14 protein-coding genes are annotated in these 15,996 nt (G+C 46.6%); 13 read left to right on the plus strand and 1 reads right to left on the minus strand.

What is annotated here, in order from left to right; translation table 11 throughout:
• The 11 genes from MHZ95_RS19275 (at position 1) to MHZ95_RS19325 (ending at position 12,834) form a co-directional block, all read left to right on the plus strand.
• On the plus strand, positions 1 to 1,053 hold the full coding sequence (locus MHZ95_RS19275) for a DUF3048 domain-containing protein (protein WP_239392430.1): 1,053 nt from the start codon (positions 1 to 3) through the stop codon (positions 1,051 to 1,053).
• Positions 1,054 to 1,080: 27 nt separating this feature from the next.
• Positions 1,081 to 1,398, plus strand: coding sequence for a YerC/YecD family TrpR-related protein (locus tag MHZ95_RS19280; RefSeq protein ID WP_239392431.1), 318 nt, complete (start codon positions 1,081 to 1,083; stop codon positions 1,396 to 1,398).
• An 83-nt stretch (positions 1,399 to 1,481) separates the two neighbouring features.
• On the plus strand, positions 1,482 to 2,180 hold the full coding sequence (gene pcrB / locus MHZ95_RS19285) for a heptaprenylglyceryl phosphate synthase (RefSeq protein ID WP_239392432.1): 699 nt from the start codon (positions 1,482 to 1,484) through the stop codon (positions 2,178 to 2,180).
• Between the two features lie 45 nt (positions 2,181 to 2,225).
• Complete coding sequence (gene pcrA / locus MHZ95_RS19290; RefSeq protein WP_239392433.1) at positions 2,226 to 4,463, plus strand: DNA helicase PcrA; 2,238 nt, start codon at positions 2,226 to 2,228, stop codon at positions 4,461 to 4,463.
• A 15-nt stretch (positions 4,464 to 4,478) separates the two neighbouring features.
• Positions 4,479 to 6,488 (plus strand): NAD-dependent DNA ligase LigA, encoded by a 2,010-nt coding sequence (gene ligA / locus MHZ95_RS19295; protein ID WP_239392434.1) that lies wholly within the window; start codon positions 4,479 to 4,481, stop codon positions 6,486 to 6,488.
• 5 nt (positions 6,489 to 6,493) lie between these two features.
• Positions 6,494 to 7,621, plus strand: coding sequence for a CamS family sex pheromone protein (locus MHZ95_RS19300; protein ID WP_239392435.1), 1,128 nt, complete (start codon positions 6,494 to 6,496; stop codon positions 7,619 to 7,621).
• Between the two features lie 96 nt (positions 7,622 to 7,717).
• Positions 7,718 to 8,005: an Asp-tRNA(Asn)/Glu-tRNA(Gln) amidotransferase subunit GatC gene (gene gatC / locus MHZ95_RS19305; RefSeq protein WP_239392436.1), complete on the plus strand. Its 288-nt coding sequence runs from the start codon at positions 7,718 to 7,720 to the stop codon at positions 8,003 to 8,005.
• A gap of 27 nt (positions 8,006 to 8,032) precedes the next feature.
• Complete coding sequence (gene gatA, locus MHZ95_RS19310; RefSeq protein WP_239392437.1) at positions 8,033 to 9,496, plus strand: Asp-tRNA(Asn)/Glu-tRNA(Gln) amidotransferase subunit GatA; 1,464 nt, start codon at positions 8,033 to 8,035, stop codon at positions 9,494 to 9,496.
• A 3-nt stretch (positions 9,497 to 9,499) separates the two neighbouring features.
• On the plus strand, positions 9,500 to 10,930 hold the full coding sequence (gatB, locus tag MHZ95_RS19315; RefSeq protein WP_239392438.1) for an Asp-tRNA(Asn)/Glu-tRNA(Gln) amidotransferase subunit GatB: 1,431 nt from the start codon (positions 9,500 to 9,502) through the stop codon (positions 10,928 to 10,930).
• 244 nt (positions 10,931 to 11,174) lie between these two features.
• The gene (locus MHZ95_RS19320) at positions 11,175 to 11,744 is read left to right on the plus strand and encodes a thioredoxin family protein (RefSeq protein ID WP_239392439.1); all 570 of its coding nucleotides are present in this window, start codon (positions 11,175 to 11,177) and stop codon (positions 11,742 to 11,744) included.
• A 166-nt stretch (positions 11,745 to 11,910) separates the two neighbouring features.
• Positions 11,911 to 12,834, plus strand: a complete 924-nt coding sequence (locus MHZ95_RS19325) for a diacylglycerol kinase (protein WP_239392440.1) — start codon at positions 11,911 to 11,913, stop codon at positions 12,832 to 12,834.
• 50 nt (positions 12,835 to 12,884) lie between these two features.
• Here the strand turns inward: MHZ95_RS19325 and MHZ95_RS19330 are convergent, their stop codons facing one another.
• Positions 12,885 to 13,319, minus strand: coding sequence for an NUDIX hydrolase (locus tag MHZ95_RS19330; protein WP_239392441.1), 435 nt, complete (start codon positions 13,317 to 13,319; stop codon positions 12,885 to 12,887).
• 308 nt (positions 13,320 to 13,627) lie between these two features.
• On the opposite strand from MHZ95_RS19330, the gene MHZ95_RS19335 reads away from it, so the two are divergent.
• Together MHZ95_RS19335 and MHZ95_RS19340 are read left to right on the plus strand one after the other, a co-directional pair.
• Positions 13,628 to 14,974, plus strand: coding sequence for a cytochrome ubiquinol oxidase subunit I (locus MHZ95_RS19335; RefSeq protein ID WP_239392442.1), 1,347 nt, complete (start codon positions 13,628 to 13,630; stop codon positions 14,972 to 14,974).
• Positions 14,971 to 15,996 (plus strand): cytochrome d ubiquinol oxidase subunit II, encoded by a 1,026-nt coding sequence (locus MHZ95_RS19340; RefSeq protein ID WP_239392443.1) that lies wholly within the window; start codon positions 14,971 to 14,973, stop codon positions 15,994 to 15,996. The genes MHZ95_RS19335 and MHZ95_RS19340 overlap by 4 nt, the downstream gene beginning before the upstream one ends.

Raw genomic sequence — 15,996 nt, forward strand, 5'->3', positions numbered from 1 at the left:
ATGAGAAGAAAATGGAAAGGGTGGTTCGTAGGATTGACCGCCGCTATATTACTATTGACAGCATGTAACAATGATGAAGAGGTGAAGGAACCCGTAACGGGGCCGCTGGAAGAGGAAGAAATCGTTCAAGAAGAAGAACCGGTAACAAGCTATGCAGCCCCTTTTACAGGCATTCTATCGGAAGAAGAAACGACTCGTCGTCCGGTTTTGGTTACGATTAACAACCATCCATTGGCGAGACCGCAATCCGGAATCAGTGATGCGGACATCGTCTATGAGTTGGCGGCTGAAGGGAATGTGACGAGACTTTTAGCGCTCTTCCAAAGTGAGTTGCCGGAAGAAATCGGGCCTGTGCGCAGTGCCAGGGATTATTTTGTCCATATTTCTAAAGGGCTCGATGCTTTTTACGTGGCACATGGCTATAGCCCGGATGCACAACAATTGTTGCAAAGCAATTTTGTGGATAATGTGAACGGCATGCAGTATGATGGCACGCTTTTCTGGCGCTCGAAAGACCGACGTGCCCCGCATAACTCCTATATTTCAGGGGAAAACATTTTAGCGGGAGCGGAGAAGACGGATTCCACAATGGAAATGGATCAGCCGTCACCATTTTCTTTCCATGAATCGATTGAAGATGCTAAAATAGGAGATCAAGCCTCTACGATTACGGTTAGTTACAGTGCGGATCCGAAATTTACAAGCAATTATTCATATGATGTGCTGAATGGGACATACGAACGGACTGTGAATGATGTCTTGACGATTGATAAAGTGAATGATGCCCCAGTGGAGTTATCCAATATCCTTGTATTTGAAACTGCGCATCGCACAATCGATAATGAAGGAAGACAGGCAGTCGATTTGGAGACGGGTGGCAAAGGGATGCTATTCCAGGCAGGGCTCGTCAAAGCCATTGAATGGGAAAATAAGGACGATATTCTGATGCCGATGGAAAACGGATCCCCAGTGAAACTGGTACCGGGTAAAACATGGATCCATATCGTCTCAACGAAGCCGGGTATGGACCAATCTGTGACATTCATGCCATAAGAAAACATTCAGAGAGTGGGAAAGGATATGCAAATCGATAAAATCCGTGGTCATCAGACGGAACAGCTTTTTAAGGCGATACTCGAATTGAAAGACCTCGATGAATGCTATAAATTTTTTGATGATCTTTGTACCATCAGTGAATTGCAGTCGCTGACACAACGTCTGGAAGTGGCGCAAATGCTGAAACAGCGGAAGACATACGATACGATCCAACATGAGACGGGCGCCAGCACCGCTACCATTTCAAGAGTCCGCCGTTGTGTCGATTACGGTTCGGGCGGATACAATATCGTATTAGACCGATTGTATCCGGAAGAGAAGGAAAAAGAAGAAACTCAATAAACGAAGCACCGGACGAGAAAAGAACTCGTCCGGTTTTTTTGGTATACTGAAGGAACGTACAATATGAGATTAGGTGGTTGAACATGGACTATACGACATGGCGTCATGCCTTTAAATTAGATCCTGCAAAAACAGTGACGGACGAAACGTTGGAGCTTCTGGCAGAATCGGGAACGGATGGAGTGATCGTCGGGGGATCAGACGGTGTTACACTCGATAATGTACTTGATTTGCTCGTCCGGGTGCGGCGTTATTCTGTTCCGGTTGCTTTGGAAGTATCGACTGTTGAATCTGTGACACCGGGCTTCGATTATTATTTTATCCCTTCGGTGTTGAACTCGACACAAGTAGAGTTTATCAATGGGTTGCATCATGCGGCGTTGCGTGAATATGGCCATATGATGAACTGGGATGAAGTGGTTGCAGAAGGCTATTGCATTCTGAATCCGGATTGCAAAGCGGCAAAAATGACCGGCGTGGAGACGGTACCGGACGAAGAGGATGTCATCGCGTATGCACGTATGGCCGAGCATCTATTTAAATTACCGGTATTTTATATGGAATATAGCGGTATATATGGCGATCCTGAAATGGTGGAAGCGGCATCGCGCGTACTGGAAAATACGCGTCTCTTTTATGGCGGAGGCATTACGAATGCGGAAGAGGCGAAAACGATGGCGGCCCTAGCGGATACAGTTATTGTCGGCAATATTATTTACAAAGATTTGAAAGCTGCACTTTCCACTGTTGAAGCGGTCAAATCGGTTTCCCGTCAACAGTAATTCAGTGTATAATAGAAGAACAAACGTTCCGAAAGGCGGTAGAATATGAATACAATTGCAGAAGGCTTGTTGGCAGGCATGAATCCTGAGCAAGCGCGTGCGGTGAAGAAGACGGAAGGACCGCTGTTGATCATGGCAGGGGCAGGTTCCGGCAAGACACGCGTTCTCACCCATCGGATCGCTTATTTGGTCGTGGAAAAAAACGTGTATCCATCCAAAATTTTAGCGATCACGTTTACGAATAAGGCGGCCCGTGAAATGCGCGAACGGATTGATGGATTGCTTGGTCCAGGTACGGGGGAGCGGATGTGGGTGTCCACATTCCACTCGATGTGTGTCCGTATTTTGCGCCGTGATATCGATCGGATCGGCATTTCAAAAACTTTTTCGATTCTTGATACAGCCGATCAATTGACGGTCATTAAAAACGTCTTGAAAGACTTGAACTTGGATCCGAAACAATATGATCCACGTTCCATGCTCAATGCGATCAGTTCTGGGAAAAATGAATGCATTGATGCGGAAGCGTTCCGCGGACAAATCAATGCATTCAATCCCTATGAAAAGACGATTGCGGACGTTTACGATGGCTATGCCAAACGATTACGCAAAAACCATTCACTCGATTTCGACGATCTGATCATGATGACGTTGACCTTATTCGAACGCGTCCCAGAAGTCCTCGAATTTTATCAAAACAAATTCCAATATATCCATGTTGATGAATATCAAGATACGAATAATGCCCAATACCGACTCGTAAAAATGTTGGCGGACAAGTTCAAGAACATCTGTGTCGTCGGTGACTCCGACCAATCGATCTATCGTTGGCGCGGCGCAGACATCGGCAATATCCTCTCTTTTGAAAAGGATTATAAAGATGCTGAGATGATTATGCTTGAACAGAACTATCGATCCACGAAGCGCATCTTACAGGCGGCCAATGACGTCATTATGAATAACAAAAGCCGCTATGACAAAAAACTGCGGACAGATAATGAAGAAGGCGAACCCATTCGCGTGTACAAAGCAAGTGATGAAAAAGATGAATCACAATTTGTCGTCGGTAAAATCATTGAGTTGAAAGAGCAGGAAAACTTGAAACTCGATCAATTCGCTATTTTGTATCGGACAAATGCCCAATCACGAGTGATTGAGGAATACCTTGTGAAATCGAATTTGGATTATACAATTGTCGGCGGAACAAAGTTCTATGACCGAAAAGAAATCAAAGACTTACTAGCCTATTTACGATTGATCGCCAATAATGACGATGATCTTGCACTCGCGCGGATTATCAATGAACCGAAGCGGAGCATCGGGGCGACTTCTTTCGATAAAATGGCTACATTTGCCATCGAGCATGATCGTTCGATTTTTGATGCGTTGCAGGAAGTTGACTTTATGGGGTTGACCGCGAGAGCGGCAAATGAAGTGGCGAAATTCCGTGAACTCATTGCCGGCTTTACACAGATGCAGGAATATTTATCGGTCACGGAGCTTGTTGAACAAGTACTTGAAAAATCGGGCTACCGCGAGATGTTGCAACGGGAAAAAACGATCGAAGCGGAAAGCCGCCTTGAAAATATCGAAGAATTCCTTTCTGTCACAGAAGCGTTCGAAAAGCGTGCAGAAGAGGAGAGCGGCGATAAGTCACTTGTTGCGTTCTTGACGGATCTGGCTTTAATTGCAGATATCGATTCGCTTGATAAAGAAGAAAACCAATCAGCGGAAAAAATCGTCCTGATGACGATGCATGCAGCAAAAGGACTTGAATTCCCTGTCGTCTTCATCATCGGCATGGAGGAAAATGTCTTCCCGCATTCCCGCTCCATGGCAGACGATGAAGAAATGGAAGAGGAACGACGCCTAGCTTATGTGGGGATCACCCGTGCAGAACAGAAATTATACTTAACATCGGCATCGTACCGAACGCTTTATGGACGTGCGAGTTATAATAGCCCATCGCGTTTTATCGGAGAGATTTCGGGTGACATTACAGAAGCGCTGTCCGCCCATTCCGGGTTTTCAATCGGGGGAACATCTTCGACGCGAAATCAAGCCCCTGTCCGTCCTGCTGTCAAAAAGCCGGTCTATAAGTCCAGTGGTGGGGACAAGATGGGATGGAGAGTAGGAGACAAAGCGGTACACAACAAGTGGGGCACTGGCATGGTCGTCAGTGTGAAAGGTGCAGGCGAGGATGTGGAACTGGACATAGCATTTCCAGATCCGGTAGGCATCAAGCGATTGCTAGCCAAATTTGCACCGATTGAAAAAGGATGATAGGAGAAGAAGTCGATGGATCGAATGGAACTCGAAAAACGGGTGGAAGAATTAAATCAGTTGCTTCATGAATATGGCCATGCGTATTATTCGCTCGATAAACCACTTGTCCCTGACGCGGTTTACGATCAGCTAATGCAAGAGCTACTAGCGATTGAAGCGGAAAACCCTGATCTGATCTATCCCGATTCACCTTCACAACGCGTCGGTGGGGAAATCTTGACCGGTTTTGGAAAAGTCGTGCATGAGTTTCCGATGCTTAGTTTATCGAACGCGTTCAACGAAGAGGATTTGCGGGAATTTGACAGGCGTGTCCAAGCTGCTACAGGACATCAAGTGACTTATATTTGTGAGCTGAAAATTGATGGTTTGGCCATTTCACTTAAATATGTGGACGGGCGTTTCGTCCAAGGTTCAACACGCGGGGATGGGACGGTTGGAGAGGATATTACAGGGAATCTGAAGACGATCCGAACGATTCCTTTGCGTCTGAAAGAGCCAATATCCATCGAAGTGCGCGGTGAAGCGTATATGCCGAAAAAATCATTCGTCCACTTAAATGCTACCCGTGATGAAGCGGGTGAAGAACCGTTCGCCAATCCGCGTAATGCGGCGGCAGGTTCACTGCGACAATTGGACCCGAAAATTGCCGCCAGCCGGAACTTGGCTATTTTCATCTATGGTATCGGAGGCGATGGCAGTGCTTATGGACAGGATAGCCATTCCGATTCCTTGGATGCACTGGACGCACTCGGCTTTGAAACGAATCAGGAACGGAAACGTTGTGCCTCCATCGACGAAGTGATCGACTATATCGGAAAATGGGTGGAAAACCGTTCAAAATTAGACTATGAAATCGATGGCATTGTCGTTAAAGTCGATAACTTTGAAGATCAGGAGCAACTTGGTTTCACTGCGAGGAATCCGAGATGGGCAACCGCTTTTAAATTCCCGGCCGAAGAGGTCTTGACCAAATTACTCGATATCGAATTGAGTGTCGGTAGGACGGGCGTCGTCACGCCGACAGCGATTTTGGAGCCTGTCCGGGTTGCCGGTTCGACAGTCGGCCGTGCTTCTTTGCATAATGAGGATCTGATTAAAGAAAAAGATGTCCGAATCGGCGATACGGTCATCATCCGGAAAGCGGGAGACATCATTCCAGAAGTCGTCGGGCCGTTAATCGAACAACGTACGGGAGATGAACAACCGTTTGACATGCCGGATAACTGCCCGGAGTGTGATTCGGAGCTGATCCGGATTGAAGGGGAAGTGGCACTGCGTTGTGTCAATCCACAATGCCCTGCCCAGATGAAAGAAGCGATCATTCACTTCGTTTCGCGCAATGCGATGAATATCGAAGGGATCGGCGAACGGGTTGTGGACCAGTTGTACCGAGCGGACCTCGTTCACGACGTGTCAGATCTATACACGTTAACGAGAGAACAATTGATTGAATTGGAACGGATGGGCGAGAAATCCGTATCGAATTTATTGACAGCGATTGAAGCTTCGAAAGCGAACTCGTTGGAGAAGCTGCTGTTCGGACTCGGTATCCGTCATGTCGGGGAGAAAGCAGCCATGATTCTTTCCGAAGAGTTCGGCACGCTTTCGGCATTGATGGAAGCGGATGTTGAGAGATTGCTGACCATTCATGAGATTGGGGATAAGGTGGCCGACTCGATCACCACTTATTTCAGCAATGAAGACGTGGTGGAAGTGCTTCGAAAACTGGAGTCCTACGGAGTGAATATGACGTATAAAGGCCGCTCCAGACAGGATGTACCAACAGATGGACCATTTTCCGGAAAGACGGTCGTCCTGACCGGGAAGTTATCGATTCTGACGCGCAATGAAGCGAAAGAGAAAATCGAAGCGCTCGGTGGAAAGGTGAGCGGTAGTGTCAGCAAGAAAACGGATCTTGTCATCGCTGGGGAAGATGCCGGTTCAAAATTGGCCAAAGCCGAAGAACTCGACATTACGGTTTGGAGTGAAGAAACGTTAATCGAGGCACTCGGAGAGGAGTGATGAGAATGAAAAGAGTATGGCTCGCCACCGGGCTAGTAGGGATTTTGTTGCTCGGGGGATGTCTTCCTTCCATCGGAAAGGATGAGGATGAAGTCGTTCAAGAAAACGAGGAAAATGTGGAAGAGACGGTGATGATTCCGGACGTTAAACTGAAGGATGAATTTTATCAGACGTTGATCCCTTTTAAGAAAAGTGCAAGCCGTGGCCTCATTGTCAGCAATTTGTACACGAAGTATGATATGCAGGAGGCAGAAGAAGGGCTGTTAAGGTTATCCGTCCAAAACTTCAGCCCTAGCACGCATTACTTTCAAGAAGGGCAGTACATCGATCGGGATACGGCCCGCTCTTGGCTCTCTAGAAGCTCATCTGATGAGGCGGGGTTGAATCCGCCTGCAGAAGAAGGATTGACGGAGGAACAAGTTGCGGAACAGTCGCCAAATATTCTTGCCCATATCGTTGAACAGAATTACTTGATCATGACCGATGATAAGAAACTCAGGTTAGATGGGATTTCAATCGGGCTTGCGCTGAATTCGATCAGCTATTCGAGAAATGGTAGAGAAACGAGGATTGATGATAATGTCTTGGAACAGGAAGGTATGAAAATAGCGGAGGAAGTCGTCCGTCGCTTACGGACAATGGACGGGCTTGCGGATGTTCCGATTGTCGTCGGTTTGTTTAAGCAAGAAAGCCGGAATTCCATCCACCCGGGAACGTATTTTGCGACGGCTGTTGCAGAAAGAGGCAAAGCGGCACCTGCAGGTTGGAAAAAAGTGAACGAGAAATACGTCGTATTCCCGGCGTCATCCGAAACGGAAAACTACAGGGACATGAATACAGCATTCGAACAATTGAAACAGGAAGTTGATGCTTATTTTCCTAGTTTTGTGAACATTATCGGAACAGGATTTTATAAGGATGGCCAATTACAATCGCTCAGAATCCAAGTGCCAATCCAGTTTTTTGGCACAAGTGAAATTATCAGTTTTACACAATATTTGACAGCGCTGATTGTCAAATATTTTCCGAATGTCTACACGGAAGTAAGTATTTCCACTTCTAATGGACCGGAAGCGTTGATCATTAACGAACCTGGAGAAAAGGAACCATTCGTCCATATTTACGGTTATTGATGAGCGGTAGCAACGAATACGACGCACTTGAACTTTTCAACAGAAATAGAAGGTGTTATTATTAAACGTACCGATTGATGATGAGGAGGAGAAAGTATGACAACGATGACGATAGATGAAGTGAACTATTTGGCGGGCCGTATCCGACTTGGCCTGTCAGAAGACGAAGCGGCAACGTATGCCGAAGAACTTGGTGAATTGATCAGCTTCATCGGGAAGTTGCAGGAAGTCGACACGGAGCAAGTTGCACCGATGACACACCCACTGCAAATGATCAATGTATTGCGTAAGGATGAGCCGGTCGATGTACTGGACCGTGAAGAGATGTTGAAAAGCGTAAAAGAACACGAAGCTGGACAGATCAAAGTGCCGACCATCATTTGATGAGCGAATTTGGGGAGGAAAAGATAAATGACGTTATTGAACAAGACGGCAGTAGAACTTCAGTCGCTTTTACATAATCGGGAACTGACTGTCAAAGAATTGACGGAAGAGTCACTTGCCCGTATAGCGAAATTGGATGAAAGTGTACAAGCATTTCTTTCAACGAACGAATCCGAAGCACTTGCCCAAGCGCAAGCCTTGGATCAACAGCCATTAGAAGGCCGCGGTCCACTTTTCGGTTTACCGATCGGATTGAAAGATAATATCGTAACGAAAGGGATTACGACAACAGCCGCAAGTAAGATGTTGGCAAACTTCGTGCCGGTTTACGATGCAACGGTTGTTGAAAAACTGAGAGAGGCAGGTATGGTCATTGTCGGAAAACTGAACATGGACGAGTTCGCCATGGGTTCCACGACGGAGACATCTGCATTCAAAAAGACCTATAACCCTTGGAACTTGGATCATGTGCCCGGAGGTTCTTCAGGCGGTTCTGCAGCAGCGGTCGCAGCGGGAGAAGTTCCATTCGCGCTCGGTTCTGATACAGGCGGTTCCGTTCGTCAACCAGCAGCATTTTGTGGCGTTGTCGGCATGAAACCGACTTACGGACGTGTGTCCCGTTTTGGTTTGATCGCGTATGCATCATCGCTTGACCAAGTCGGTACAATCACACAAAATGTCGAAGATAACGCAATGCTTCTACAAGCGATTGCAGGACTGGATCCGAAAGATTCGATGACTTCTCCACAGGAAGTGCCGGATTACAAAGCGGCGCTAACAGGTGATGTGAAAGGCTTGAAGATCGGTGTACCGAAGGAATACCTTGGTGAAGGTGTTTCCGAAGAAGTGAAAAAGGCTGTACAAGAAGCCCTGCAAAAGTTTGAGTCTCTCGGTGCTGAATGGGAAGAAATCTCCCTTCCGCATTTACATTACGCGGCTGAAGCTTATTATGTCATTGCGACATCCGAAGCGACATCCAACTTGGCTCGTTTTGACGGAATCCGTTACGGTTATAGTGCGGAAGGCGTTCATGATCTGGAGGAACTTTACGCTCGTTCACGTGCGGAAGGATTCGGAAGAGAAGTGAAGAAACGCATCCTGTTCGGAACGTATGCATTAGGTGCAGAACATCATAAGGACGTATTTGTGAAAGCGCAAAAAGTTCGTGCGCTCATTGCACAGGACTTTGCACAAGCTTTTGAAAAATACGATGTCATCATCGGGCCATCTTCTGCAACAACTGCGTATAAAATCGGTGAAACGAACAAAGATCCATTGGCGCTTTACGCGAATGATGTCTTGACGGTACCGGTCAACCTTGCCGGCGTTCCGGCCATTTCAGTACCATGCGGATTTGCGGATGGCTTGCCGGTCGGCTTACAAATCATCGGGAAACATTTCGATGAAGCAACGCTTTACAGAGTGGCGCATGCATTTGAACAAGCGACCGATTTCCATACACAAACTCCAGCGATCAGGGAGGGGAAATAACCAATGAACTTCGAAACGATTTGCGGGCTTGAAGTCCACGTAGAATTGAAAACAGATACAAAAATCATGTCACCGGCACCGGCCCATTTCGGAGCAGAGCCGAATATGAACATCCACGTTACCGACCTGGCATACCCAGGGGTTCTACCTACGATGAACGAACGTGCAATTGAGTATGGCATGAAAGCTGCATTGGCGCTGAACTGTGAAATTGCACCAATCATGAATTTCGACCGGAAGCATTATTTCTATCCGGATAACCCGAAAGCCTACCAAATTTCCCAAGACGAGCGTCCAATCGGTTCAAACGGTTGGGTTGAAATCGAAGTTGAAGGGAAAAAGAAGAAAATCCGTATTGAACGTGTCCACCTTGAGGAAGATGCAGGGAAACTGACGCATACGGATGAAGGGCATTCGCTTGTCGACTTGAACAGACAAGGAACACCACTTATCGAAATCGTTACGGAAGCGGATGTTCGTTCTCCGGAAGAGGCTTATGCTTTCCTTGAAAAATTGAAAGCAATTATCCAATACACGGGCGTTTCTGATGTACGGATGGAAGAAGGATCTCTTCGTTGTGATGCGAACATTTCCCTTCGTCCTTTCGGGCAGGAAGAATTCGGTACGAAAACAGAATTGAAAAACTTGAACTCTTTCAACTTTGTGCGTAGAGGTATGGCGTATGAAGTGGAGCGTCAGGAAAAAATCCTGTTAGCCGGCGGGAAAATTGAACAAGAAACACGCCGTTATGACGAAGCGACAGGAAAAACAGTACTCATGCGTGTTAAAGGGCAAGCGAATGATTACTTATTCATTCCAGAGCCGGACTTAACAGATTTCCATATCGACGAAGCGTGGGTTGAACGGGTCCGTGCAGAGATTCCTGAACTGCCGGATGCGCGGAAAGAGCGCTACGTCAAAGAGCTGGATCTTCCTGAATACGATGCAATGGTCTTGACGTTGACGAAAGAAATGTCCGATTTCTTCGATGCGACAGTGGCAGCCGGAGCCGACGCGAAGCTTGCTTCCAACTGGCTTATGGGTGAAGTTTCCGCTTACTTGAACGCAGAGACAAAGGAACTTCATGACACGGCATTGACACCGGAAGGACTTGCCAGCATGATCAAACTCATTTCCGATGGCACGATTTCTTCTAAAATCGCGAAAAAAGTGTTTAAAGAATTGATTGAAACAGGCGGTGACGCGGCGGCAATCGTCAAAGCGAAAGGACTCGTCCAAATTTCAGACGAAGGCACGCTTCGCACAATGGTCAATGAAACACTTGATGCAAACGCACAATCAATCGAAGACTATAAAAACGGGAAAGACCGCGCAATCGGCTTCCTTGTTGGTCAAATCATGAAAGCGACGAAAGGGCAAGCAAACCCGCCACTCGTCAACAAAATCCTTCTTGAGGAAATTGCAAAACGGTAATAAAAGGAAGACGCCCTGTATGGGGCGTCTTGTTTTGTCTGATTAAAAAGTCCTGATTCGCCAATAACTTGCCGGCGAACGCCAAAAAGGAGCCTAACAGCCCCAATAAACAGTCAGTAAGTAAGTGCCAATACTAAAGCTCGCAACGCCAATATTTCCATAGACCATTCATATGTCCTGAAATCCCGGAATTTGATTCAAACAAAAGGACACCGTACAATTGGAGTAAAGGAGTGTGGACGGAATGAAAACAGAAAAACAGTATTTCGATGAAGCGATTTCACTTACACAGTATATGGATAAGATGGAGACCCATAAAGAAAACAGTTTCCATATTTACGAACAATTTGAAGTGCCACAGGACGATGAATTCATCGAACTTCTAAAAGAGAAGAAACCGAATATCCTAATCATCACGGAGGATTGGTGCGGAGACGCGATGATGAATAACCCGGTCTTGCGTCGGATTACGGAGGCGGCAAACCTCGATGTACGTGCAGTTTACCGTGATGCAGACACGGAACTGATTGACAGGCATTTGACGAATGGAGGCAGATCGATCCCCGTCTACCTATTGCTCGGCGAAGACGGAGAAGTGGAAGCGAAATGGGGGCCGCGTGCAGCTTCCATCCAAGAGTATGTAATGGAAATGCGCAAAGATTTGCCGCCAGCAGATGCGCCTGAATTTAAAGAGAAACAACAAGAATTCATCAAGCGCTTGACTGCTGAATATACGACAAAACCGGAGTTGTGGCTGACAGTGTACGATGATATTCGCAAAACGTTTCTTCCGGCACTGCAAAAACAATCGTAATCACTTCGATGCATGCTGAAACTAGTCAGGCAGGATGAGCGTCTATATGTGTTGAAGGAATGAATGCAGGCGCTTCCAAGGAGTAAAATGATTAATTCCGAGCACCTTAAGTGAAACAGATCTAACAAAATAAAATATCATCTGTACGAATAGAGAGGGAAACCGCATGAAACGTGCACGAATTATTTATAATCCTACTTCAGGGCGGGAAATATTTCGCAAACACCTTGGAGAAGTGTTGGAGAAGTTTGAGAAAGCCGGTTATGAAACTTCTTGTCATGCAACAACTGCAGAGGGCGACGCAAGGGATGCGGCTAAATTAGCCGTGGAAAGAGGATTTGACCTGATTGTCGCTGCGGGTGGAGATGGCACACTTAACGAAGTTGTAGCGGGTGTAAGTCCGTTTGACAAACGCCCTCAAATCGGTTTGATTCCAACGGGGACGACGAATGACTTCGCGCGTGCATTGCGTATTCCGCGCGATATCGACGATGCAGTGGAGATCATTCTTCGTGGTGAAACGGTCCCGGTCGATGTCGGGATGATGAATGATCGCCATTTCATCAACATCGCAGGCGGCGGAAGACTGACGGAATTGACATACGATGTACCGAGCAAGTTAAAAACGGTTCTTGGTCAACTCGCCTATTATTTGAAGGGGATTGAAATGTTGCCATCGATCCATTCGAGCCCTGTGCGGATTGAATATGATGGCGAAGTGTTCGATGATGAGGCCATGCTATTCCTTGTCGGATTGACGAATTCAGTCGGTGGTTTTGAAAAACTCGCACCCGGTTCAAGCATCAATGATGGAAAATTTACATTGCTCATCTTAAAAAAATGCAATATCGCCGAGTTCATCCGCGTCGTATCGCTTGCACTAAGAGGCGAGCACCTTAACGATCCGCTCGTCATTTCAAGTAAAGCAGAGAAAATTACAGTCGAGTCACCGGAAGAGGTGCTTTTGAACTTGGATGGTGAGTATGGCGGAATGCTCCCTGCAAAGTTCAAAAATCTGTATCGGCATATTGAAATGTTCGCACCCCTGGACGAATTAAGAGAAGAGGATCGCGTAACGGATGTCGAATAAGTTGATAAAAAGCTGTATGAGTGCCATTTCAAGGCACTCATACAGCTTTTTTAAAATGAAAGCGCGTCAATATATTGATCTTGATTGGCAGCGAGTTCAGGTAAATCTTTGACCGGGATCCAGCGGTGGCAAAAAGTCATCCCATTATCTTTCCCATCACTTTCGACATGATGCTCCCATTTCTCCCGTTCTTCGCCTGTAAAGGCCAAGTGGAAAATATTGCGTTCGTAGACGACATCGCGATTTTCAGGAAAATAATTGGTCTTATTAACTTTGCCTTGCAATTCAAGATCCTTCCGTGGAATTCCTGTTTCTTCCTCAATTTCACGGTAGAGAGCATCGATCAGAAATTCATCATCCTCAATGGTCCCACCAGGAACTTGCAGACCGGCATCCGGATTGTTCTTTTGCTCGAACACAAGGATTTCACGGTCGTCTTCTTCCCCTTTTGTAATATAAGCTAAAACTTTCCTCTTTAACTCCATTGTGCTCACCTCGCTTTAGTTTGTTAATTATAAACCCAATTCAAAATATTCACAAGAGTTGTGTGTGTAAAAAAGTCACAGAATTGTTCTTCTGCTTTCATAAATAGTCCGTCATCGGCTCCCATAATATTAGATTAGGTTGATGTATAGAGGGTATAAGAATGTAACAGGATGTATTTGAAAGGACGGGACATACGTATGTACAAAATACAGGAAAAGCGTCTGATATGGCTATCCTTCATCATTGCGGTCATCATGCTTATTTCAATTTTAGGTAGAGTATTTGGAAGCTGAGGGAGGGAAATTCAGTGGGAAATGAAGAAGCAGTCTTTTTTTCACGGGTGTTAACCGAAACGACGTTATCTTTTCATATTATTTTTGCGACAATCGGGGTCGGGGTACCGCTGATGATCATGATTGCCCAATGGGTGGGTATTCGGAAAAATGACGAACATTACATTTTACTTGCACGGCGCTGGGCACGCGGGTTTGTTATTACCGTGGCAGTCGGAGTTGTGACCGGGACAGCAATCGGTTTACAACTCTCTTTACTGTGGCCTAATTTTATGGAGCTTGCGGGGAATGTTATCGCACTCCCGTTGTTCATGGAAACGTTCGCCTTCTTTTTTGAGGCGATTTTCCTCGGAATTTACTTATACACATGGGATCGATTTGAGAATCAGAAAAAACATTTATTGTTATTGATCCCAGTCGCACTCGGGGCGTCCTTCTCCGCGGTGTTCATTACGATCGTCAATGCTTTCATGAATGCACCGCAAGGGTTTGATCTCGTAGACGGTGAACTGATCAATATCAATCCGCTCATTGCAATGCTCAATCCGGCGATGCCGACGAAAGTGGCGCATGTCGTCGTGACGGCCTATATGACGGCTGCCTTCGTGCTGGCATCGATTGCGGCGTATCGCCTGTTGAAGGGATCGAATCATGAATATCATAAAAAAGCGTTATTCTTGACGATGAAAATTGGGCTGATCTTTTCCGTTGCAGCCGCCATTATCGGTGATTTCTCTGGCAAGTATTTGGCGGAATATCAACCCGAGAAACTAGCTGCCGCTGAATGGCATTTCGAAACGGAAGGCAATGCACCGTTGATCCTCTATGGGGTGTTGGACGGGGAAGAAGTGAAATACGCCCTTGAGATCCCGTATGCATTAAGCATACTCGCACATAGTATTCCAAGTGCCGAAGTGATCGGGCTCGACCAATTCCCGGATGATGAAATACCTCCGCTCTATATCCATTATCTGTTCGATATCATGGTGACGATCGGAGTCTGGATGACCGTTCTATCCGCTGTATTCTGGATCGGCACGAGACGACGCTGGAAAATGGTATCGACGAAATGGTTCCGCTGGCTGATCGTCTTAGGCGGGCCGCTATCGATTATCGCCATCGAGGCGGGCTGGTGGATGGCCGAAGTCGGAAGGCAGCCTTGGATTTTAAGAGGGCTCATGCGCACAGAGGACGCGGCCACGACAAGCGGGCATGTTGATACGATGCTGATCCTGTTCTGCTTGCTGTATATCGTACTTGGCATCGGTGTCATCGTCGTCCTGCGCAGAATGTTCCGCAACAATCCGGTCGACCGTGAAATCGAAGACCGGGAAATGGAGAAAGGCGGTGACGTATTATGACACTTGAAATCCTTGGCATAACCGTTTTATGGACATTCCTATTTGGTTATATACTTGTCGGTGCCATCGACTTCGGGGCAGGCTTTTTCAATGCGTATAGTTTACTGACGGGCAAACAGCGTATTTTGACAAATATCATCCAGCGCTATTTATCGCCTGTTTGGGAAGTGACGAACGTATTCCTCGTGTTCTTCTTCGTCGGGATCATCGGTTTTTTCCCGAAAACAGCGTTTTACTACGGAACCACATTGCTCGTTCCCGTCAGTATCGGGATAATCCTGCTGGCAATCCGTGGCTCGTATTACGCCTTTGAAACGTACGGAGCACGTGGCCATAAAGGCTACTCATTCATGTATGGGCTTGCTGGAATTCTGCTTCCGGCATCGCTATCCATCGTGCTAACGATATCGGAAGGCGGCTTTGTCGAGATGGTGGACGGCAAGCCGGTACTCGATTATTGGCTGTTATTCACAAGTCCACTAACTTGGGCGATCGTCGTATTGAGTATTGCGGCAACTTTATATATTTCCGCCGTATTCCTGACCTGGTATGCCAATAAAGCCCGCGATGTGGAAGCAACGAACCTACTACGGAAATATGCGCTGACTTGGGCATTGCCAACCATCATTACGGCAGGCGGTATCATCGTTGAACTCAGAAACCATAATCCGGAACATTACAGCAATATCCAAAATTTCTGGCCGATGTTCCTCATTTCGTTCCTGCTGTTCATTGGTACAGTATGGCTACTTTGGAAGCGGCGCAATTACGGATGGGCCTTTATCTTATTGGGCGGCCAATTCATCTTCGCTTTCTTCGGCTACGGCGCATCGCATTATCCGTATTTGCTCTATCCATACTTAACAATTTACGACAGCTTCACGAACCCGGCCATGGCCATTTCCCTCATCGTGGTATTTATCATGGGACTCGGGCTACTGATACCGTCATTGTACTTGCTCATGCGTCTTTTCCTGTTCGACAAAAATTATGTCCGTGGGAAAGGCGATTATCACGCGTAA

The organism is Sporosarcina sp. ACRSM (assembly GCF_022346545.1).
Lineage (GTDB): Bacteria > Bacillota > Bacilli > Bacillales_A > Planococcaceae > Sporosarcina.

Bases quoted from the DNA above. Each gene is read 5' to 3' on its own strand.
- MHZ95_RS19320 (WP_239392439.1), top strand. From the start codon at position 11,175: ATGAAAACAGAAAAACAGTATTTCGATGAAGCGATTTCACTTACACAG.
- ligA (WP_239392434.1), top strand. From the start codon at position 4,479: ATGGATCGAATGGAACTCGAAAAACGGGTGGAAGAATTAAATCAGTTG.
- gatC (WP_239392436.1), top strand. From the start codon at position 7,718: ATGACAACGATGACGATAGATGAAGTGAACTATTTGGCGGGCCGTATC.
- MHZ95_RS19330 (WP_239392441.1), bottom strand. From the start codon at position 13,319: ATGGAGTTAAAGAGGAAAGTTTTAGCTTATATTACAAAAGGGGAAGAA.
- MHZ95_RS19300 (WP_239392435.1), top strand. From the start codon at position 6,494: ATGAAAAGAGTATGGCTCGCCACCGGGCTAGTAGGGATTTTGTTGCTC.
- pcrB (WP_239392432.1), top strand. From the start codon at position 1,482: ATGGACTATACGACATGGCGTCATGCCTTTAAATTAGATCCTGCAAAA.
- MHZ95_RS19340 (WP_239392443.1), top strand. From the start codon at position 14,971: ATGACACTTGAAATCCTTGGCATAACCGTTTTATGGACATTCCTATTT.
- pcrA (WP_239392433.1), top strand. From the start codon at position 2,226: ATGAATACAATTGCAGAAGGCTTGTTGGCAGGCATGAATCCTGAGCAA.
- MHZ95_RS19325 (WP_239392440.1), top strand. From the start codon at position 11,911: ATGAAACGTGCACGAATTATTTATAATCCTACTTCAGGGCGGGAAATA.
- MHZ95_RS19275 (WP_239392430.1), top strand. From the start codon at position 1: ATGAGAAGAAAATGGAAAGGGTGGTTCGTAGGATTGACCGCCGCTATA.
- MHZ95_RS19280 (WP_239392431.1), top strand. From the start codon at position 1,081: ATGCAAATCGATAAAATCCGTGGTCATCAGACGGAACAGCTTTTTAAG.
- gatA (WP_239392437.1), top strand. From the start codon at position 8,033: ATGACGTTATTGAACAAGACGGCAGTAGAACTTCAGTCGCTTTTACAT.
- gatB (WP_239392438.1), top strand. From the start codon at position 9,500: ATGAACTTCGAAACGATTTGCGGGCTTGAAGTCCACGTAGAATTGAAA.